This is a genomic window from Ensifer sp. NM-2 (genome assembly GCF_003024455.1).
GTDB classification, from domain to species: Bacteria; Pseudomonadota; Alphaproteobacteria; order Rhizobiales; family Rhizobiaceae; genus Ensifer; species Ensifer canadensis.
The window spans coordinates 118,174-137,572 of record NZ_PVZR01000015.1; the positions used below are offsets into that span (position 1 = coordinate 118,174).

Consider the following 19,399-nt stretch of genomic DNA (forward strand, 5'->3'; position numbering starts at 1 on the left):
ATGCGTTGCCATATCCCCCTGATTTTCCTGTCGACATTGCTCCTCACAGGCGCGAGCCTTCCCAAAACCGGCCCCCTTCCCCTACCCAAACCACCTGCGGACGCACAGGCCGAGGCGCCGGTACCCGCTCCTGAAAAGAAGCCGGAAACGCGGGTGAAGGAAGGTGACGAAGACAAGGACCAGCAGCCTCCCAGCGGTCAACAGGGCAGCCAAGCGCCAACGCCTGAGCCGAAGCCGGCGGAAGGCACAGAAACTGAGAAGGACGGCGACAAGGGAGCCGACGGCAAGAAGGGCGACGCCGCCAGCGAGGAGAAGACCACGGACAAGCCGACTGACTACAAGGCGGAAGAGCCCCCCGTCATCTACCCGCCGGTCGAAAACGAGAACCCGACCGAATACGCCAAGTGCCTATCGGAGCTGAAAGCATTGGGTGCCGTTTTCACCGAAGCCAAGCGGATCGACGATGGCAAGGGCTGCGGCATCGACAAGCCGCTTGATGTGACAAGCGTGTTGCCCGACGTGAAACTGGCGCCGAAGGGGCTGATGCGCTGCGAGGCGGCGTTGGCATTGGCGCGCTGGACCAAGGAAGCAGTACAGCCGGCGGCCGACGTGGCGTTTGCCAAGGGTACGACCGTCAAGATGTTGAACCAGGCCTCCACCTATATCTGCCGCCTGCGCAACAACGCCCCGACAGGCAAGATCTCAGAGCATGCCCACGGCAACGCCGTCGACATCGCTTCGTTCACGCTCAGCGACGGCAAGACCATCGAGATCCAGCCTCGCGACGAGGATGGCACCATGACCGGCGCCTTCCAGCGTGCGATCACCGCTTCGGCCTGCCTGTATTTCAAGACCGTGCTCGATCCGGGCAGCGACGCGGCGCATGAGACGCACCTGCATCTCGACGTGATCGAGCGCGGGAACGGATATCGTTACTGCCGATAGAGCGTTTCCGCCTTGTACGGAGTCGCTGAACCGCTCTATCGTTTTGCTTCACGCATTTCCTGACGGAAAACCGCTTCGCGCCTTATCTGGAACGCTTTAATCCGCACCATAGCCAAGGGCGACGAACTCGCCTTCGAAACGCCCGGCAAGCTCACCGTCATCCAGCAACTCGGCGGCAACGACGATCCTTGCCCTGCCCCGACGGTGAAACAGCCGCAGGAAGCTCGGCCATTGCCCCATGTCCGCAAGGGTTGACCGAGAGGAGAATGCACCGGCAACCGGCTTCAGATACTCCATCCGGTTGCTCTGGATCACGAGGCGGGCCGGAACGCCCGCGTGCGTCAGCCGCACGTGCAGCAGCGACCAGGCGGCAAGGATGGAGAGTGCGGAGGCACTGCCGCCGAACACCGTTTCGCGATGATTGATGTTGGGAGCGAGCGGCGCAGATAGCCGCACGTGCTCATCAATCGCTTCGTCGACATGAACCTGCATCGCTGCCGAAAGCGGAATATGGGCGTGAAGATAAGCTTCAAGGTCCAACGGGGTCATGGCGGCTCAGATCGATTTTGCTCACATCGTATCGGTGGGCAGGCACTCGCAACATCAGCACGGACGCACTGATCAGGACAATACCCTCTCCCTTTCGTCACCATCAAGCGAGCAACCCGCACGGCTTGCACGGCAACAAAGGTGGCGTAGATACCTTGCAGGATCAGGTTTCCTTCCCCAGATAGCAGCCCAGGAATATCACTGCCCCCCAAGCCCGAGGAAACCTCCATGGCGCTCACAATGTACAGGCTCTCCGTTCCCACCTTCGTCCATGGCTTCAATGTCCTCGGCAAATTGCTCGACAAGGCCGAGGCCCATGCCGGCGAAACCGGTCTTTCGCTCGACGATCTGGTCAACGCCCGACTGGTCGCCGACATGCTGCCGCTTGCAGGCCAGGTGCAGCGCGCCAGCGACACGTCAAAGGGCACCATCGCCCGGCTGACCGCGCTCGAGGTGCCGAGCTTTCCCGATGAGGAGAAGACGTTCGGGGAACTGCGCGAGCGCATCGGCAAGACCGTCGCATTCCTGGAGACCGTTCGACCGTCCGATCTCGACGGCAGCGAAACCCGCGAGGTCACCCTGACCTTCACCAAGCTGAAGATGACGTTGAGCGGCGAGGACTATCTGTTGAAATTCGTGCTGCCGAACTTCTATTTCCACCTGACCACGGCCTACGACATTCTCCGCCATAAGGGCGTTCCCGTCGGCAAGGCGGACTTCATCAGCCTCAACTGAGACGTGGCGCCTCGGGAAGCGAAACGGGAGCGGAAACGCTTTAAAATCAATCCATAACGCCTCAAATCGATCTCGGTTTGAGGCGTTATGCCTACAGCGCCGCGCGTCTTGTTAGACGCGCCAAGGTCGCTGTAGCGCTTTAAATTGCCGCTGCTTTTATCCCTAAATCGAATGCGATTTACGGAAACTTACAGTAGCCGGGAGCTCAAGCGTTTCCGATTTAGACGGAATCGCATAAGCGCTCTATCTCTTTGTTTTTACGCATTTCCTGACGGAAAACCGCTTCGCACTTTTCCTGGAACTGCTCTAGAACAGGCCTTCGATATAGCCCTGCTGATTGAGGTAGATCTTCTCCGATGACGGCACCTTCGGCAGGCCCGGCATCGTCATGATTTCGCCGGTGATGACGACGATGAAGCCGGCGCCGGCGGCAAGCCGCACTTCGCGGATCGGCACCGTGTGGCCCGTCGGCGCGCCGCGCAGGTTCGGGTCGGTCGAAAACGAATATTGCGTCTTGGCCATGCAGATCGGCAGGTGGCCGTAGCCCTGATCCTCCCAGGTGCGCAATTGATCACGCACCGACTTGTCGGCGATCACTTCGCTGGCGTGGTAGATGTCCTTGGCGATCGTCTCGATTTTGTGGAACAGCGGCATCTCGTCGGGATAGAGCGGCGAAAACTGCGAGTGGCCGCCTTCGGCGAGTGCTGCTACCTTTCGCGCCAGTTCCTCGATGCCTACAGAACCTTCGGCCCAGTGGCGGCAGAGCACGGCCTCTGCACCGAGCGTTGCGACATAGTCCTTGATTGCCTGCACCTCGGCCTCGGTATCGGAGGTGAAGTGATTGATCGCGACGATCGCAGGCACGCCGAACTTCTTGACGTTCTGGACGTGGCGGCCGAGGTTGGCGCAGCCTTTGCGCAGCGCCTCGAGATTCTCCTTGCCGAGATCGTCCTTCTTGACGCCGCCATTCATCTTGATGGCGCGCACGGTGGCGACGATGACGGCGGCATCGGGCTTGAGCCCGGCCTTGCGACATTTGATGTCGAAGAATTTTTCCGCGCCGAGATCGGCGCCGAAGCCGGCTTCGGTTACCACGTAATCTGCGAGTTTCAGCGCCGTGGTCGTCGCGATCACCGAGTTGCAGCCATGGGCAATATTGGCGAACGGGCCGCCGTGCACGAAGGCCGGATTGTTCTCCAGCGTCTGCACCAGGTTCGGCTGCATCGCATCCTTCAACAGCACGGTCATCGCCCCGTCCGCCTTGATATCGCGGGCAAGGACCGGGCTCTTGTCACGCCGGTAGCCGATGATGATGTTGCCGAGGCGCTTTTCCAGGTCCTTCAGATCCATCGAAAGGCAAAGGATCGCCATGACCTCGGAAGCAACTGTGATGTCGAAACCGGTCTCGCGCGGATAACCGTTGGCAACGCCGCCGAGCGAGCCGACGATGTTGCGCAGCGCCCGATCGTTCATGTCCATCACCCGTCGCCAGGAAATGCGCCGGATGTCGATGTTCTGCTCGTTGCCCCAATAGATATGGTTGTCGAGCAGCGCCGCAAGCAGGTTGTGGGCGGATGTGATGGCGTGGAAATCGCCGGTGAAATGAAGGTTCATGTCCTCCATCGGCACCACCTGGGCGTAGCCGCCGCCGGCCGCCCCACCCTTGACGCCGAAACAGGGGCCGAGCGACGCCTCGCGGATGCAGACGATCGCCTTCTTGCCGATGCGGTTGAGGCCGTCGCCGAGACCGACCGTCGTCGTCGTCTTGCCCTCGCCGGCGGGCGTCGGATTGATCGCGGTCACCAGGATCAGATGGCCGTTCTTGCGGTCCTTCTGTGCAGCAATGAATTCCGCGCCGATCTTTGCCTTGTCATGGCCGTAGGGCAGCAGATGCTCCGGCGGAATGCCGAGCTTTGCACCGATCTCCAGGATCGGCCTCTTCTTCGCGGCACGCGCGATTTCGATATCGGACTTGACCTCCACCATGGGTTTTCCCCTCCCCCCAAGCTGCATTTCTGTGCCTGACCCCATTCGGGATGAGGCGTTTCTTGCACCTTCGCCGGAAGGCACAACTCCGGCTGGAGCTGCCGCCCATCAGGCGCTGATCTTTATCGCGCGAGAATGTCGCGCATCTCGACGATGTTGGAGCGCACCCGCAGGATATAGAAGCCCATGGTCGCCAGATGCGTCGGCATGATCCAGCCGGCCTCTTCGCCGTTGGAGATGATGAACGGCTGGATGCGAAGTGCCGAGCGCAGCTGCTTGATCGTTTCCGTCCAGATCGGCGTCAGGCCGCGCTGGGCGACGACGTTCTCGAAGTCGGCGCCGGCAGCCGAAAGGATGCCGTAGTAACCGTAGAGCTGTCCGTAGGCGAACCAGAAACGGTCGTCGGCACGCGTGTCGAACCAGCCGCCATTGTGGTTTTCCGAGCGCTCGCGAATGATCGCCGAGGTGTTGCCGAGATCGTTGGCGATGCGGTCGAGGAACTCCACCAGGTTATCGGCGCGACCGTCAAAGACGGCATCGCACTTGGCAAGCGTGGTGTTGAAGGTGCGCATGTCCCGCATGGCAGCGCGATAGAAGCTCGGTGTCGGGGTCTTCGGGCCAAACGGATTGAGGCCGAAGTACCAGGTCTCCTCGTCGAACTGGATGTTGCCACGCGCCCGCTGCAGATCGTTGTTGATGCCTGACGTGCCGCGAACGCGACCGAGTGAATCGACCAGTTCAACCGAGGTACGGCGAACCGCCTGGTTGATGCCGCGCTGGAACGATGCCTTGTTGTCGAGCCAAGGCGTATCGTCCCAATCGAGGCCGAAGAAGCCGACCTTGTAGAGCAGCATCGACGAAATCCAGGCATTCTCATTGACGTTGAAATCGATGAGATCGGCCGCGACATCGACGATCGCCGAGGTCTGGCACTGGGTCCCGGCGGGCAGTTGCACGGCGGCAAGTGCCTCAGGCGTAACTTCGGCCGGCGGCGTAACCGCGGCCGCCTGGTTGGCTGCCGCTGCGCCGGTCGTCGTTTGTCCGGTCGTGACACCGGGCCCCGCCACAGGCGAACCCGCCGGTACCTTGCGCTCGGCGAGCTTGTAGCGATCAACATAGTCGGCATCGAAATTCGTCCAGGCCTGGGTCTGCCAGATGAAATAGCCGTAGAAGAAGATCAGGCCGAGCAGGATGATGCCGATCGGCCCCTTGATGATCCAGTTGCGCTGGCGATACCAGTTTCCAAGCGCAACGAACGGCCACAGCAGCCAGGCAACGGCCAGGCCGATGCCGCGACCGATCGCGGTAAAGACACGCTGGAAAAACGCGACGATCGGATCAAACATGTCCTATTCCTCTCTGAGGCCGTAAAGCTTGCGGCGGAAGGCCGCCTTGTCCTTGAGATATGTGCCGGTCAAGGTCGTCACAACATATTCCCTGAACTTTTCGCTGTAACGCTCGTAGGCGTCATAAAACCCCTGCTTGTCGAAGACGAAGCGGGAAACGAAATCGCGGGGAACGAGCTGGGCGATCAAGCGGTTGACCAGCCACTGATCGGGATGAACGGGCGCGGCCCTCACCAGCATGAAGCGGTTTGCCGGCGCGACATCCTGCATCCGGATGCTGCCCGTCGTCTGCACCATGCGCTGCATCTCCTGCAGGAAGGGATAGGTGGCATCCTGGGCAACGAGTGCCGCGTTGCGATGCATCCAGGTCTGCAGCCAGATCCGGTCGGCGCGGGCAAGATCCGTCGTCGGATCGGCATCGTTGATCAAACCGCGCACCACCATGTCGGCGCGATGCTGGTAGAGCCCTGAGTCCTCGACCCAGGACGCCTGGGGCAGTTGCAACCGCTTTGTCGAGGCCAGGAAATCGTAGATGCGGGCGTGATCGTCGATCGCGATGTAGCTGACCTGCCAGGGCCGCGACCGGCGGAAACCGGGGACCGACGGGTCGCAGATGACGGTCGTCGTCTTCTCGTCGAGGAAGACATAGACGCCGCCGAAGTGATTGGCCCAGAAGGCATCGTGGCGGAAAACCAGCTGATCCGGCACCAGCGCGTTCTGGCGGATGTCGCCCGTCACCTTCGCCAGTTCGACCATGCGGTTCAGCATCTCGTCATCAGTCCAGGCGGTCGGCACCTTCTTCAGTCGGTCGACCAGGCTCCTGAGTTCGGCCGCCTTGCCCAGCATGTCTTCTGCGGAAAGCACCCGGAAGCGCACCTCGTTGATCGACAGCAGATCATCGATGTCGTCGACGATGGAAACCGAATCCTCGATCTCGCCGTAGAGTGCATCCTTGATCGTCACTGCGTTGATCGCCCGACTGTTGGCGTTGAAGAACTCGTGCATCAACGCCGCCGTGTTGGAAAAGCTTGTGTGCACCACCGGCAGTTCCGCCTGATCCGGCGTCATGATGATGAAACGGCGGTTCACCCGGTTGGGGTCGAGATAGTCGCGATCGCCAAGCTCGTCGGCAATCTCCGGCGAGAACCCCGTCATGTCGATGCTGAAGCGTTCCAGCGCCGTCGGACGCAGGCCAAAGCCCTCCAGCGCCTTGTTGTAGCGCGCGATCAGATGCGGCTCGGCGATATCGAGCAGGCGTCCATAGATAAGCTCGGCTTCGAGCAGACGTTTCATAGCTCAGCGCTCCCCGCCATCAGCCCTGCCACCGGCCGTCGCGTTTCATCGCCTCGATCTCGCGGATCGCCTTTTCGCGCTGGCGCTCGCGGCGGATGATGTCGGTGACGGCGGCATCGTCCGACTTGTCGGTGTAGCGGAATTCGCTGTCGGCGTAGCGGTTGATTTCCTGCAGCACCATCTCGATGGTGATCGGGCCGCGAAGCGCCTCGATCATCGCTTTCTTCTCGTCATAGCCCTTGTGCATGAACGAGCCGGCATCCTTGAACCAGTCGTCGGGCAATTCGACGTCCATCGCCCTCAGCTTGACCGCGTCGGTGATGTTCTTGATCGCCCGGCCGGTAAAGCGCGGCTCTGCCTCCTTGATCATGTGCAGATAGGCGCCGACATCGGCAAGCGTGGCAAGCGCGCCCTTCTCCTTCTGGTACCGCTCCCAGACGGAAACCAGCCCCTCCTCCTGCGGTCGCGAATGCGCCCCGTAGGATTGCGACACGGCGCGCTTGATCTCCTGTCCCTCGAACAGCGCGTGCTCGCCGAGTGGGATCTTGTGGTTCTTGCCGACGAGCAGCGCGAAGATGTCGATATAGTCGTCTTCCGTCTGCGGCCCGTCGACCAGCCAGCGGGCGCCGGCGCGCTGGCGCAGCGCATCGTCGACATTCTCGGGATAGTTGGAGAACATGCCGAAGGTGCAGTTGCCGCGCACCACCGTCGATGCGCCGGCAAAGCTTTCCATCAGCACCGCCGTCACCTCGTGCTGGCCGGCCGATGCCCGGTCGTCGGAGCGCTTGGCCGCAACCTGGTCGACATCGTCGATGGTGCCGAAGCCGATGGCGCGCGGGTTGATGACGTTGTTGACGAACTCCTTGCAGTTCTGGCCCGATTTGCCCTGATAGGAGGAGATCTGGTCGACGCCGAAGTTTTCGTAGTGGAAGGCGTAGCCGGCGATCTCGCAATATTCGTTGAGCATGCCGGCGAGCATCTGGATCAGGATCGTCTTGCCGGTGCCCGGCATGCCGTCGCCGATAAAGGTGAACAGGAAGCCGCCAAGTTCGACGAACGGGTTCATCTGTCGGTCGAAGTCATAGGCCATCAGCATCTTGGCAAGCTTCAGCGCCTGATACTTGGCGATATGGTTGCCGATGATCTCTTCCGGTTTCTTGAAGGTCATCACCAGCGGCTTGCGCTTCTGGCCGGGCGCGACGTCGAAGCCGTTCAGGGTGAAGTCGTCCTGGTCGAGCCGGATATGCACGTTCTCGAAGCTCTGCAGGCCGGTAAAGCGGCCCTTGCGCGCAATAAGCCCTTCGATGGCAACGCGCGAAAACGCACGGGCACGCGCCGTCAGCGCCAAATCGTCGGCCGCACCGGAAATGCTGCGGTCGAGCGCCGCGATCAGCCCCTTCAGGGCATCCTGCGGCGTATCGAACAGGAAGTCCGGCTCGACGGCATCGTCCACCGGCTCGCCCTCGCCCGACAGCGTCGAGCCGAGATAGGCGGCCAGCGTGAAGGCGGAGATATAGGCGGAAGCGTTGAGCAGCGCCTTGAACTGGTTGGCGTCCTCGCCGGCAAGCGGCGCGGTCGTGTTGCGCGCCTGCAGCTGTTCGAGGTTCGTCTGGCGCGCGAAGACGTCGGCGACAGCCAGCGCCACCTGGATGCCGCGACGGGTCCTGTAGAGAACCGCATGCTGCGCCGGCGACAGCATCTGGTCGCCCTGCCGCACCGCCTGAACCGTGCGCGCAAGCTCGACCTCGCGGGTGCGGCGCTGGCCGCCGGTCGAAACCGTCGAAACAAACCGTCGCCCGGTGCCGGCGAGCGGTGTGCCGGCTGATCCCTCGTCCCGCTCGAGGATCACCAGCTTGGTCACCAGCCCCTGCGCGACCGCCTGGTGCTTGGCGATCTCGTCCTCGTGCAGCGTCGTCAGCCCGGTATTGAGCGTCATGCTTAAACCTCGCTCACGACCTGGTTTCCGGAGATGACATGCACCTTGTAGTCACCGAACACCTGGGCCGCCTCGCCCGATGCATAGAGCGCCTGATAGGCGTCGTGCGGCACCAGCGCATGTTTCTCGTAGGACGAAACGCCCATGCGCGTGGCCTCCAGATTGTCGGTGTCGATGTGGAATTCCTCCTGCGCCGGCGTCGTCGACCAGAAGCCGCGCTGTGCGGCGCGTTCGGCCTTCGAAAACACCTCCTGCACGGTCCAGGTCAAGAGCCAGGCATTTTCGGGCTTGCGCACCTTGGACAGGATCTCGTTGATCTTCGCATTGTTCTCGGTGATCCCGGCCGAATAGAACGGGCCAAGCACGATGCGCCGCAACTGCTTGGGGTGCAGCTCGGGGAAATCCTTGTCCATATTGGTCGCGATCGTCACCGGCGTCAGCGAGTAGGTGCTGTTCTTAGAGGCGAAATCATCGAAGCGGCTGGCAAGCTCCGGATTGAGCAGGCCGCCGACCGGCAGCGGAATCTCGACCTGTGGGTTGAGCTTGCCATCCGCGGTGACGAGCATCTCGACGATCTTCTCGGAGGAATCCTCGATCGTCGCCATATAGACCATCGGCAGGGTCTGGGTGCCGTCGAAGGCGCCCCAGCTCACGATGTAATAGGGCCGCATCGTCTTCGGGTTGACGGCAACGCGGATCGTTTCCGGCAGGATGAACGGCGAAAAAATCTCGCCCTTGCCGATCTGCTCGAGATAGAGCCGCTCGGCCATGCGCGACTGCAGCGCCTCAGGAAAAGCCTTCTGCCTAAGGATGAAGTCGGCCATCTCCTCGCGCAGGGCATCGGCCGAGGGAATATCCGCAAGCCGCTTCGGCGCCGCCTGGCGGTCGTTTTCCAGTTCGAGCACGTTCTGGAAAACCGGGAAGCCGCTCTCGGCCCGGGAGATCCTGAACTGATCGACGAAGCCGATGCGGTTCTCCCAGCAGGCGATCGAAGCTTTCAGCCGGGCGAGATAGGGAACGATCACCTCACCGACCACCGTATTGCGATAGAGCGGCGAATTGCGGTCACCGAGAAACAGCTCGAGCCCGGCAAGAGCCGAATGGATCGAGGCGAAATACTGCGTCACGGCGGGGGATGCAGCCACTTTCATGCCGTTCCCCCTGGCGCGTGCCGCAAGGCAAACTCGGACCCTATCATGTGCATGCCCGTGCCCTGCCGCCGATCACTGCTTCACGTAGTTGGCGGTGTTGTGCTTGTCCATGACCGTCTGGAAGCGTCGGGCAAACGCATCGTCGGCCAGCTTCTTGCGGCGCTGGATATCCTGCGTCGACAGCATGTTCTTCTCGTGCATTTCGAGCAAGTCGCCGATATGGCGCTGGGCAGCGGCGCCGATGCCCGCCATCGTCTCTTCCGCTGCCGTATCGACCTGGCTTCCGAGCGTATTGATCTTGTGGGCGACATCCTGCTGGGCGGCGGTCTTCAACGAATCCTCGAGCGCCTTGTAGAGCACGATGCGCTGCTCGGTATCGATCGTCAGCTTGTTGATCAGAGTGTTTTGTGCGGCGATCTGGTTGTTGAGCGAATCGACGAAGGTCTGGAACATCGAGGTGTAGCGCTCGAGCGTCTGGCTCTCGGCCAGCAGCTCCTGCTCCTTCGCCTGCTTCTCGTTGTATTCCGTCGCCAGCGCCGAGCGCTCGCCTTCAAGCTCGGTGCGCACCTTCTGCTCGGTCGACGCAGCAATGCGGTTCTCGATGTCGAGCAGCAGCGGGTTGAGCTCCTCGATACGCTTCTGCACCGCTTCGAGATTGGACATCGTGCCCTTGCGGCGCTCGATCACCTGGATCAGGCTCTGCTCGGAGGTCTTGTAGCGCTGGTCGAGGATCGACTTCTGGTCCTTGAGGATGCCGACGATGGTATCGGATTTCGACAGCAGCTCCTGCAGGTTGCCGGCGAGCGACATGTTGCGCACCCGGTCGGTGCGCATGCGCTGCATCTTCTGCTTGGAGAACATGCCGATGAATTTCTCGTAGCCGGTATAGTTCTTCATGCTCTCGAATTCGGAGCCGAAGACGTTGGTCGCATCTTCGAGCCCGATGATCAGGTCGGCGATGTTGGCCTCCATCACCTTCTGCTGGCTGATGACGTCCTGGATGCGGGCGTTCTCGATATCGAAATTGACGTCGCCGAGCTTGGTCTCGGCCTTGGCGAATTGCTCCAGCACGACGCCGGATTGCTCAAGCTTGCCGCGCATCTCCTCGACAACGCTTTTCGTCTTCTCGATTTCCGCGTCAAAATTCTGAAGAGTCGCCATATCATCCCCCTGGATCGGTTGAGGCAACAGATGCCATCCGGGCCAAATTGTTCAGCCTTCGATTGCAGGTATATAAAGGGTGTTTATCGAAAGAGAACAAGCCTCGCCGGCCGGCTTTTTTGGTCAGCCGTCCCGTCGAAGTGATTGAGATATCGAAGGCATTGCCTATTTGGCCGCGGATGGGTCCTTGAGATAGGCGATGACGTCGGCAATGTCCTGCGGCTTCTTCAGCCCGGCAAAGCTCATCTTGGTGCCGCCGACCATCGCCTTGGGGCTGAGGAGATATTCGCTCATCGTCGCTTCGTCCCAGACATGCCCCTCGGATCCGAAGGCCTTCATCGCTTCCGAATAGCTGTAGCTGGAGACCGAGGCGGCCGGACGGCCGATCACGCCCATCAGGCTCGGCCCCACCCTATTGTTGGGCTCGGTCGCCGTGTGGCAGGCGCCGCATTTACGGAAGACTGATGCCCCCGCCTTGGCGTCACCGCCAGCATGGCCGGGCGTCGCTCCGAGACAGAGACAGAGCAGAAGATAGGGAAGCAGACGCGGCATCGCGAACCTCATCGGGGAAAACCGGGATCAGCATGGCATCCAGAATGCGTGGCTTTCAAGACGCCATGCAGTCGCACCGCGATGCCGCGCGTCCGATAGAACGAGCGAAGGATGCTGTAGCACTGCAAACTCGCGGCATAACGCCCTGAATCGAATCCGGTTTATCGGCTTCAGGCGGGGTCGCAGCGCATCTTGTCTTCCCAATGGCGCCGGCAATAGGAGACATATTTCTCGTTGCCGCCGACCTCGACCTGGGCGCCTTCGCGAACGACGTTGCCCTGCCCGTCGAGACGGACGACCATGGTCGCCTTGCGGCCGCAGTCGCAGATCGTGCGCACTTCGCGCAGCTCGTCGGCAATGGCCAGCAGCGCCATCGAGCCCGGAAAAAGCTTGCCTTGGAAATCGGTGCGCAACCCGTAGGCCATGACGGGAACGCCGATGCGGTCGGCGACCCGCGCCAGCTGCCAGACCTGCTCCTCGTCGAGAAACTGCGCTTCGTCGACGAAGACGCAGGCAATCTGGCCCGCACCATCGGTGTTGAGCTTTTCGATCAACGCGTAGAGATCGTCGCCACCGTGGAACGGAATGGCATCCGCATCGAGGCCGATGCGTGACGAAATGCGCCCGGTGCCGGCACGGTCGTCGAACGCTGCGATCAGCATGACGACGCGCATGCCGCGTTCCTGGTAGTTGTAGGATGCCTGCAGCAGCAATGTGCTCTTGCCCGCATTCATCGTCGCATAGCTGAAATAGAGTTTGGCCATATCCTGCCGTTCCCGGAAATCGTCTTGCCGGTTCATGACGAGGCTTGGGCCCGAAGGCCAGAGCCCGTTTGCGCGACCCACAGTTTTTCGCCCAACTTGACCATTTCGTGGGCATTGCGACATTCTGCGTCGCAGCGTGCATCCCGTCCGCGTATTGACGCAATACACTTCCTTCGACATCAAAGCGCTTGAATTCGCTATCCAATGGTGTTTGGCTAAAGCTCCAATGTGTTTGGCTAAAACAATAATAGAGGCAGGGGAACGACAACGATGAACAAAGCACTCTCTCTCAAATTCATGCTCGCGGGCGCCGTTTCGGTGGCTGCCCTTGTTGCCGGAAACGCCGCGGCAGCCGAGCCTGAAAACTGTGGCACCGTCCGGTTCTCCGACGTCGGATGGACCGATATCACCGCCACCACCGCTACGGTTTCCGCTGTCCTCAAGGGCCTGGGCTACGAGACGGATATCAAGGTTCTCTCCGTTCCGGTCACCTACACCTCGCTCAAAAACAAGGACATCGACATCTTCCTCGGCAACTGGATGCCGACCCAGGAAAACGACGTGCGCCCCTATCTCGACGACAAGTCGGTCGAATCCTTCGGACCGAACCTCGAAGGCGCGAAATACACGCTGGCGACCAACGCCAAGGGTGCCGAACTCGGCATCAAGGACTTCAAGGACATCGCCACCAAGAAGGACGCGCTCGAGGGCAAGATCTACGGCATCGAGCCGGGCAATGACGGCAACCGCCTGATCATCGACATGGTCGACAAGGACACCTTCGGGCTCAAGGGTTTCGAAGTTGTCGAATCCTCCGAACAGGGCATGCTGGCTCAGGTCGCCCGCTCCGAGAAGGATGGCGCGCCGATCGTGTTCCTCGGCTGGGAACCGCATCCGATGAACGCCAATTTCAAGCTCACCTATCTCTCCGGCGGCGACGACATCTTCGGCGCCAATTTCGGCGGCGCCAGCGTCTTTACCAATGTGCGCGCCGGCTACACCACCGAATGCCCTAATGTCGGCAAGCTGCTCACGAACCTCAAGTTCTCGCTGCAGATGGAAAACGAGATCATGGGCAAGATCCTGAATGACGGCAAGGAGCCGGACGCTGCCGCAACGGAATGGCTGAAGGCCAACCCGACGGCGATCGACCCATGGCTTGCCGGCGTCACGACCAAGGATGGCGGCGAAGGTCTCGCCGCTGTCAAGACCGCGCTCGGGCTCTGACCGGCAGCAAGGCGGGGGAAGTCCCCGCCTTTTTTCACCGCATCGCGCGATAGTGTTGATCTGACGAGACGGATTCACCCTGTGGAATTTCTGACAGAATACCGCATTCCCATTGGCGGCTGGGCCAAGGCGTTCGTCGACTGGCTGACGACGAACTTCGAGTTGTTCTTCGACCAGCTCGCTCGCTTCCTGTCCGGCGTCGTCGGCGTTCTGCTTTATATCTTGCAGACGCCGCACCCGCTGATCGTCGTTGCGGTTATCACCGCACTCGCCTGGTGGTTCCGCCGTTCGCTCGGCGTGACACTGTTCACCGGCCTCGGATTGCTGCTGATCATCAATCAGGGCTACTGGAAGGAAACGACGGAAACGCTGGCGCTGGTGCTGGCGGCCAGCGTCGTCAGCATGGCCGTCGGCGTTCCGCTCGGCATTGCCGCCGCGCGCCGGGCCTGGGTCTACTCCGTCATGCGGCCGATCCTCGACCTGATGCAGACGATCCCGACCTTCGTCTATCTGATCCCCGCGCTCATTCTCTTCGGTCTCGGCATGGTGCCGGGCCTGATCGCAACGGTGATCTTCGCCATTCCCGCACCGATCCGCCTCACCCGTCTCGGCATCATCTCGACGCCGCCCTCGCTGGTGGAGGCGGCACAGGCCTTCGGCGCGACACCCGGCCAGGTGCTGCGCAAGGTCGAGCTTCCCTTCGCCATGCCGCAGATCATGGCGGGCCTTACCCAGACGATCATGCTCTCCCTGTCGATGGTGGTCATCGCCGCACTCGTCGGCGCCAACGGCCTTGGCGTTCCCGTGCTTCGCGCACTGAACTCGGTGAACGTCGCCAAGGGTTTCGAGGCTGGTCTCTGCATCGTCATCCTCGCCATCATCCTCGACCGCCTGTTCCGCTCGTCCGACGAAGGAGAGGGTGCATGACCGACGCCGTCGTTTTCAAGAATGTCGACATCATCTTCGGCAACAATCCGCAGACCGCGCTCCAGATGGTTGACCAGGGCAAGACCCGTGACGAAATCGGCGCCGCAACCGGCCTGGTGCTGGGTGTCGCCGGTGCGTCGCTCGCGATCAACGAGGGTGAAATCCTCGTGTTGATGGGGCTGTCAGGCTCTGGCAAGTCGACGCTGCTCCGCGCCGTCAACGGCCTTGCGCCCGTCGTTCGCGGCGAGGTCGAGGTCAAGACCGCAAACGGGCCGCTCAACCCCTATCGCACCACACCAAAGTCGCTGCGCGACTTCCGCATGCACACTGTGTCGATGGTGTTCCAGCAGTTCGCGCTCTTGCCCTGGCGCACCGTCGCCGACAATGTCGGCTTCGGCCTAGAGCTTGCCGGCATGCCCGACGCGGAACGCAAGGCCCGCGTCGGCGAGCAGCTAGAGCTCGTCAACCTGACGAAGTGGGCCGACCGCAAGGTCAACGAGCTTTCAGGCGGCATGCAACAGCGTGTCGGTCTTGCCCGCGCCTTTGCAACCGGCGCGCCGATCCTCCTGATGGATGAACCGTTCTCGGCCCTCGACCCGCTGATCCGCACCCGGCTTCAGGACGAACTGCTCGAATTCCAGCGCCGCCTGAAGAAGACAATCGTCTTCGTCAGCCATGACCTCGACGAGGCGTTCCGCATCGGCAACCGCATCGCCATCATGGAAGGTGGCCGCATCATCCAGTGCGGAACCCCGCAGGACATCGTCAGAAACCCGGCGAACCAGTATGTCGCCGATTTCGTCCAGCACATGAACCCGATCAGCATGCTGACGGCAAAGGACGTGATGCAGACCGGCATCCAACGCGGAGCGGCCGTGGCCGGCGTGACGGCGACCGCCAAGCCGACGACGCCGCTCGTCGATATCCTCGACGCCATGTCCCGACAGCCGGGCAGCGTCGGCGTCGTCGACAACGGCTCCGTCGTCGGCACGATCAACGCGCAAAACATCGTTGAAGGCCTGACGCGACACCGCAACAAAAGTTGACGAAAACGCACAAGAAGCCAATAAAAGCCCGGCACCAGTTCCGGGCTTTTTCGTCTGGAACCGCGCTTGAATTTCTGGAAGGACCGACGAATGACCGACAAACCGAACGTATTGCGCGAAACCGATGACGAGGCGCGCAAGCTTGCGCACACGCTTCTGCGCGGCGCACGCAGCGGCTCGCTTGCGGCGATCGAACCGGAGAGCGGTGGGTTTCCTTTCGTCAGTCGCGTTCTCGTCGGCATGGATGTCGACGGCGTGCCATTGATCCTGATTTCCAAGCTGTCGACCCATACCAAGGCACTGCTTGCCGACACGCGCGCCTCGCTGCTGACGGGCGACCCCGGCAAGGGCGATCCCCTCGCCCATCCACGGCTGACGGTTCAGTGCGAGGCCGAAGCGATCTCGCGTGATTCGGATGCCCATGCCCGCATCCGCGAACGATTCGTTCGCCGCCATCCGAAATCGAAGCTCTATGTCGATTTTCCGGATTTCGGTTTCTTCCGCCTGAACCCGTTACGCGCCAGCCTTAACGGTGGTTTCGGCCGCGCCTATGTGCTGACCGCGCAGGATCTGGTGATCGAATCACCCGCCACCGCATCGCTCGCCGCCATGGAAGCAGGCGCTATCGAGCATATGAACGCCGATCATGCCGAAGCGGTCAGATTTTACGCTGAAAAACTTTGCAACGGCCCGGAGGGTGACTGGAAAGTGGTCGGTATCGACGCTGCCGGCCTGGATCTGGCCCTTGGCGACCAACTGAAGCGGCTCGAGTTCCCCGCGCCAATGCGGGACAGCTCGGAGTTACGGCCACTTTTGCGCGAACTTTACGGTTAATCGCTCGCCAGATACCCCCATTTCTTGCAGTAGGTGGTTGCCCTTTTATGCATCACGACTAATTATCGTCCTTCGTCAACCATAACTACGTGTGATGTAATTTTCGCATGGAGCACGCAATGCAGCCACTTTCGCCTGAAAAACACGATGAAGCTGAGATAGCAGCTGGCTTCCTCTCGGCCATGGCAAATCCTAAGCGCCTTCTCATCCTCGATTCCCTTGTCAAGGAAGAGATGGCTGTCGGCGCATTGGCCAATAAGGTGGGCTTGAGCCAGTCCGCCCTGTCCCAGCACCTGTCCAAACTGAGAGCCCAGAATCTGGTCAGCACTCGCCGTGACGCTCAGACGATCTACTATTCCAGCTCGTCCGACGCGGTCATGAGAATTCTGGGTACGCTCTCCGATATCTACGGCGTCGAAGCAAATGCCGTGACAGAAAAGACTTTGGTCCGCCGCTCGGCCTGACCTACTCAGTCCGTAACAGGGATCATGCCCTGAAGTAGCCCCACACGAGAAATCGCGCGGGGCTTACTCTTTTCTGGAAGATCGGCAGACGGGGCAAGCCATTGCCCGGCCGAAGTGCCTCGTTGCCCAGGTAACATCGACCGTCAATGTTGCCAGGGGCTTGCCTGCGATGTTTACGCGGCCTTGAGGTTTCGGGGTCAGGATGCGCCCGGACATTACAGCGCCGCGCCTCAAATATGACGCGCAAAGGACGCTGTAGCATTTTGAACCTACTGCCGGGACATCGGGTTTCACGCAATGCAAGACAAGGTCCGTTGGGGCATCGCTGGTACCGGCGCGATCGCGAACAGCTTCGCGTCCGATATCCAGTTTACCGGCAATGCTGAGCTGGCCGCTGTCTATTCCCGGAGCAAGGAGAAGGCCAACGCCTTCGCCGCCCGTTTCGGCGGCATCGCCAGCCATTCCAGCATCGATGCCTTTGCCGCCGATCCAGGTATCGATGCCGTCTATGTCGCCTCGCCAAACGCCGTGCACCTGGAGCACGCGATCGTCTTCCTGTCGGCGAACAAAACTGTGCTGGTCGAAAAGCCGCTGGCAACGTCGTTCGACGATGCGCGCTCACTCGCAGCCTTGGCTGCAGCCAAAAACCTTTTCGCCATGGAAGGCATGTGGACCTGCTTCCTGCCAGCGATCGCCAAAGTCCGGACCCTGCTCGGCGCAGAGGCTCTCGGCGGCATCCGGCATGTCATAGCCGAGCTTGCCTATGAAAAACCATTCGATCCCACCAGCCGCTTCTTCGACGCAAGGCTCGGCGGCGGATCGCTGCTCGACCTCGGCATTTATCCACTGTCCCTGTGCCTCAACCTGTTCGGACAACCACGGGCGGTCGACGGACGCTGGCAAAGCGCGCCCACCGGCGTCGATCTTTCGGCCGAAATGCGGCTTTCCTACACCGGCTTCCAGGCCCATCTTTCCTGCGGCTTCGACCGCGACGGCGACAATCGGTTCATCATCGACGGCGATCGCGGCACCCTCGTCATCGACGCGCCGTTTCTGAAGGCGAGCCGACTGTTTCTTGGCGACAACGGTCTTGTCCGCAAAGTCATCGCACCTCGGGGCCAGGGCCCGTGGGCAAAGATGCTGACGCGCATTGCCAGGCGCGTCTCCTTGCCCGGCCTTCAACGCTTCGATCTGCCGTTCCCGGGCAACGGACTGCAATTCGAGATCGAGGCGGCAAGTGCGGCGATCCTGGAGGGCTGGCACGAGCACATCCTGATGCCGACATCGCGCAGCATCCAGGCGATCGAAATCATCGAGACGATCCGTGCTTTACCGCCGTCATAGATCGAGCGGGCGATAGCCCTGACGACCGCTGTTGAGCGCAAGCACGATCTCGGTCAGATGGCGCGCGGTCGCGCCGGAGAAGTACGGCGTTTCCCCACGAGCGATCGCCTCGGCCTGGGCGGCAATCCCGCCAACGAAATCGATCTTCGAGGGATAGGCGGGCAATTGCGACGCCACGACCCGGGCAGGATAGCGTACCTTCCGGCCGGCATAGAGCCGGAGCGGCAGCTTGCGGCCGACCTTCCACTCGACCCAGTCGAGGATACGGTGTTGCAGCGGGCGCTTCGCCCCGAAGGCCTCCAGATGTATGGGCGAGCGGTTGTCCCAGAGATCGCGCACGACGATGGTGCCCTTGTCGCCGATGATGGTCAGCGAGCGGTCGCGCGGAGCCGCAAGCCCGCAGGTCACACGAGCCGTCACGCCGGAGCGGAAGGAAAGGCAACCGACCGAAAAATCCGGGCCAAGGCTTAAGTTTTCCGTGCCCGGCCCCTTGTCCGGGAAGGTCAGGGCGGAAATGGCGCTGACTTCGGCAACCGGTCCGAACAGCGAAACGAGCCAGCTTGCGGCATAACCTGCATGTTCGAGTGTGCAGCCGACTTCGAACTCATGCACGCCGGGCCAGCGGGCGCCGGAACGGCTGCGCCACTCGCGCCAGTTGGCTTGGAACACCGGACCATCTTCCATTTCCGCATAGACGAGGCGTGGCGTGCCGATGGCGCCGCTCGCAAGAAGCGAGGTGCAGAGCGCGTGCGCTTCGCTGAGCGCATTGGCCGGCGCACCGGCAAGCACCATCCCCCGCACTCGCGCCAGATCCACCAGCTCGCTGGCCTGCTCGACATCCATGGCCAGCGGCTTTTCGCAATAGACATGCTTGCCGGCCAGAAGTGCTGCGCGATTTACCATGTAGTGGCTTTCCGGCGTCGTCAGATTGACGACGATCGTGACCGCGGGATCCGCCAGCGCCGCGTCCAGTGAAGCGTAGCGGTTGACCTTCCAGTAGCCGGCAAACGCCGCCAGGCGGGCTTCATCGCGATCCCAGACGCCGGCGAGGCGCAGTTGCGGATGGTTGGCAAGCGTCGTCATGTAGTAGTCGGCAACGAAGCCGGTTCCGACAAAGGCTATCCCGGTCATTGCTGCAG

At 61.4% G+C, this 19,399-nt stretch carries 18 protein-coding genes; 8 read left to right on the forward strand and 10 right to left on the reverse strand.

Annotation, left to right across the window (positions count from 1 at the left end):
* Positions 1 to 945: an extensin family protein gene (locus C6558_RS25835; protein WP_025427976.1), complete on the forward strand. Its 945-nt coding sequence runs from the start codon at positions 1 to 3 to the stop codon at positions 943 to 945.
* A gap of 96 nt (positions 946 to 1,041) precedes the next feature.
* Here C6558_RS25835 and C6558_RS25840 read toward each other — a convergent pair whose 3' ends face one another.
* Positions 1,042 to 1,494, reverse strand: coding sequence for a YiiD C-terminal domain-containing protein (locus tag C6558_RS25840; RefSeq protein ID WP_025427977.1), 453 nt, complete (start codon positions 1,492 to 1,494; stop codon positions 1,042 to 1,044).
* A gap of 228 nt (positions 1,495 to 1,722) precedes the next feature.
* On the opposite strand from C6558_RS25840, the gene C6558_RS25845 reads away from it, so the two are divergent.
* Positions 1,723 to 2,229, forward strand: coding sequence for a DUF1993 family protein (locus C6558_RS25845; protein ID WP_025427978.1), 507 nt, complete (start codon positions 1,723 to 1,725; stop codon positions 2,227 to 2,229).
* Positions 2,230 to 2,535: 306 nt separating this feature from the next.
* Here C6558_RS25845 and C6558_RS25850 read toward each other — a convergent pair whose 3' ends face one another.
* The 8 genes from C6558_RS25850 to C6558_RS25885 all read right to left on the reverse strand — a co-directional run bounded on the left by C6558_RS25850 (position 2,536) and on the right by C6558_RS25885 (position 12,418).
* Complete coding sequence (locus C6558_RS25850; protein ID WP_025427979.1) at positions 2,536 to 4,215, reverse strand: formate--tetrahydrofolate ligase; 1,680 nt, start codon at positions 4,213 to 4,215, stop codon at positions 2,536 to 2,538.
* Between the two features lie 122 nt (positions 4,216 to 4,337).
* Positions 4,338 to 5,561, reverse strand: coding sequence for a DUF2333 family protein (locus C6558_RS25855; RefSeq protein ID WP_025427980.1), 1,224 nt, complete (start codon positions 5,559 to 5,561; stop codon positions 4,338 to 4,340).
* A 3-nt stretch (positions 5,562 to 5,564) separates the two neighbouring features.
* Positions 5,565 to 6,854: a DUF6638 family protein gene (locus C6558_RS25860; RefSeq protein WP_025427981.1), complete on the reverse strand. Its 1,290-nt coding sequence runs from the start codon at positions 6,852 to 6,854 to the stop codon at positions 5,565 to 5,567.
* A 19-nt stretch (positions 6,855 to 6,873) separates the two neighbouring features.
* On the reverse strand, positions 6,874 to 8,790 hold the full coding sequence (locus C6558_RS25865; protein WP_057221003.1) for an AAA family ATPase: 1,917 nt from the start codon (positions 8,788 to 8,790) through the stop codon (positions 6,874 to 6,876).
* A gap of 2 nt (positions 8,791 to 8,792) precedes the next feature.
* A complete protein-coding gene (locus C6558_RS25870) occupies positions 8,793 to 9,941 on the reverse strand; it encodes a hypothetical protein (protein WP_025427983.1) in 1,149 nt (382 codons plus the stop codon).
* A gap of 72 nt (positions 9,942 to 10,013) precedes the next feature.
* Positions 10,014 to 11,102: a hypothetical protein gene (locus C6558_RS25875; RefSeq protein WP_107027894.1), complete on the reverse strand. Its 1,089-nt coding sequence runs from the start codon at positions 11,100 to 11,102 to the stop codon at positions 10,014 to 10,016.
* A gap of 165 nt (positions 11,103 to 11,267) precedes the next feature.
* Complete coding sequence (locus C6558_RS25880) at positions 11,268 to 11,666, reverse strand: cytochrome c family protein (RefSeq protein ID WP_371412300.1); 399 nt, start codon at positions 11,664 to 11,666, stop codon at positions 11,268 to 11,270.
* A gap of 158 nt (positions 11,667 to 11,824) precedes the next feature.
* Positions 11,825 to 12,418, reverse strand: coding sequence for a thymidine kinase (locus C6558_RS25885; protein ID WP_025427986.1), 594 nt, complete (start codon positions 12,416 to 12,418; stop codon positions 11,825 to 11,827).
* A 270-nt stretch (positions 12,419 to 12,688) separates the two neighbouring features.
* On the opposite strand from C6558_RS25885, the gene C6558_RS25890 reads away from it, so the two are divergent.
* The 6 genes from C6558_RS25890 (at position 12,689) to C6558_RS25915 (ending at position 18,260) form a co-directional block, all read left to right on the forward strand.
* Positions 12,689 to 13,645 carry a choline ABC transporter substrate-binding protein gene (locus C6558_RS25890; protein WP_025427987.1) on the forward strand — a complete coding sequence of 319 codons (957 nt, stop codon included), beginning with the start codon at positions 12,689 to 12,691 and terminating at the stop codon, positions 13,643 to 13,645.
* Between the two features lie 81 nt (positions 13,646 to 13,726).
* Positions 13,727 to 14,572, forward strand: coding sequence for a choline ABC transporter permease subunit (choW, locus tag C6558_RS25895; RefSeq protein WP_025427988.1), 846 nt, complete (start codon positions 13,727 to 13,729; stop codon positions 14,570 to 14,572).
* Positions 14,569 to 15,618: a choline ABC transporter ATP-binding protein gene (gene choV / locus C6558_RS25900; RefSeq protein ID WP_025427989.1), complete on the forward strand. Its 1,050-nt coding sequence runs from the start codon at positions 14,569 to 14,571 to the stop codon at positions 15,616 to 15,618. The genes choW and choV overlap by 4 nt, the downstream gene beginning before the upstream one ends.
* 90 nt (positions 15,619 to 15,708) lie before the next feature.
* Complete coding sequence (locus tag C6558_RS25905; protein WP_025427990.1) at positions 15,709 to 16,452, forward strand: HugZ family protein; 744 nt, start codon at positions 15,709 to 15,711, stop codon at positions 16,450 to 16,452.
* Between the two features lie 119 nt (positions 16,453 to 16,571).
* Positions 16,572 to 16,916: a helix-turn-helix transcriptional regulator gene (locus C6558_RS25910; RefSeq protein WP_025427991.1), complete on the forward strand. Its 345-nt coding sequence runs from the start codon at positions 16,572 to 16,574 to the stop codon at positions 16,914 to 16,916.
* Positions 16,917 to 17,213: 297 nt separating this feature from the next.
* Positions 17,214 to 18,260, forward strand: a complete 1,047-nt coding sequence (locus tag C6558_RS25915) for a Gfo/Idh/MocA family protein (RefSeq protein WP_084814554.1) — start codon at positions 17,214 to 17,216, stop codon at positions 18,258 to 18,260.
* Here C6558_RS25915 and C6558_RS25920 read toward each other — a convergent pair.
* A complete protein-coding gene (locus C6558_RS25920) occupies positions 18,255 to 19,391 on the reverse strand; it encodes a Gfo/Idh/MocA family protein (RefSeq protein WP_025427993.1) in 1,137 nt (378 codons plus the stop codon). The genes C6558_RS25915 and C6558_RS25920 overlap by 6 nt on opposite strands.
* Between the last annotated feature and the right edge of the window lie 8 nt (positions 19,392 to 19,399).

Bases quoted from the DNA above. Each gene is read 5' to 3' on its own strand.
- C6558_RS25915 (WP_084814554.1), top strand. From the start codon at position 17,214: ATGCAAGACAAGGTCCGTTGGGGCATCGCTGGTACCGGCGCGATCGCG.
- C6558_RS25910 (WP_025427991.1), top strand. From the start codon at position 16,572: ATGCAGCCACTTTCGCCTGAAAAACACGATGAAGCTGAGATAGCAGCT.
- C6558_RS25875 (WP_107027894.1), bottom strand. From the start codon at position 11,102: ATGGCGACTCTTCAGAATTTTGACGCGGAAATCGAGAAGACGAAAAGC.
- C6558_RS25860 (WP_025427981.1), bottom strand. From the start codon at position 6,854: ATGAAACGTCTGCTCGAAGCCGAGCTTATCTATGGACGCCTGCTCGAT.
- C6558_RS25840 (WP_025427977.1), bottom strand. From the start codon at position 1,494: ATGACCCCGTTGGACCTTGAAGCTTATCTTCACGCCCATATTCCGCTT.
- C6558_RS25885 (WP_025427986.1), bottom strand. From the start codon at position 12,418: ATGGCCAAACTCTATTTCAGCTATGCGACGATGAATGCGGGCAAGAGC.
- C6558_RS25890 (WP_025427987.1), top strand. From the start codon at position 12,689: ATGAACAAAGCACTCTCTCTCAAATTCATGCTCGCGGGCGCCGTTTCG.
- choV (WP_025427989.1), top strand. From the start codon at position 14,569: ATGACCGACGCCGTCGTTTTCAAGAATGTCGACATCATCTTCGGCAAC.
- C6558_RS25870 (WP_025427983.1), bottom strand. From the start codon at position 9,941: ATGAAAGTGGCTGCATCCCCCGCCGTGACGCAGTATTTCGCCTCGATC.
- C6558_RS25835 (WP_025427976.1), top strand. From the start codon at position 1: ATGCGTTGCCATATCCCCCTGATTTTCCTGTCGACATTGCTCCTCACA.
- C6558_RS25880 (WP_371412300.1), bottom strand. From the start codon at position 11,666: ATGAGGTTCGCGATGCCGCGTCTGCTTCCCTATCTTCTGCTCTGTCTC.
- C6558_RS25845 (WP_025427978.1), top strand. From the start codon at position 1,723: ATGGCGCTCACAATGTACAGGCTCTCCGTTCCCACCTTCGTCCATGGC.
- C6558_RS25865 (WP_057221003.1), bottom strand. From the start codon at position 8,790: ATGACGCTCAATACCGGGCTGACGACGCTGCACGAGGACGAGATCGCC.
- C6558_RS25905 (WP_025427990.1), top strand. From the start codon at position 15,709: ATGACCGACAAACCGAACGTATTGCGCGAAACCGATGACGAGGCGCGC.
- C6558_RS25855 (WP_025427980.1), bottom strand. From the start codon at position 5,561: ATGTTTGATCCGATCGTCGCGTTTTTCCAGCGTGTCTTTACCGCGATC.
- C6558_RS25920 (WP_025427993.1), bottom strand. From the start codon at position 19,391: ATGACCGGGATAGCCTTTGTCGGAACCGGCTTCGTTGCCGACTACTAC.
- C6558_RS25850 (WP_025427979.1), bottom strand. From the start codon at position 4,215: ATGGTGGAGGTCAAGTCCGATATCGAAATCGCGCGTGCCGCGAAGAAG.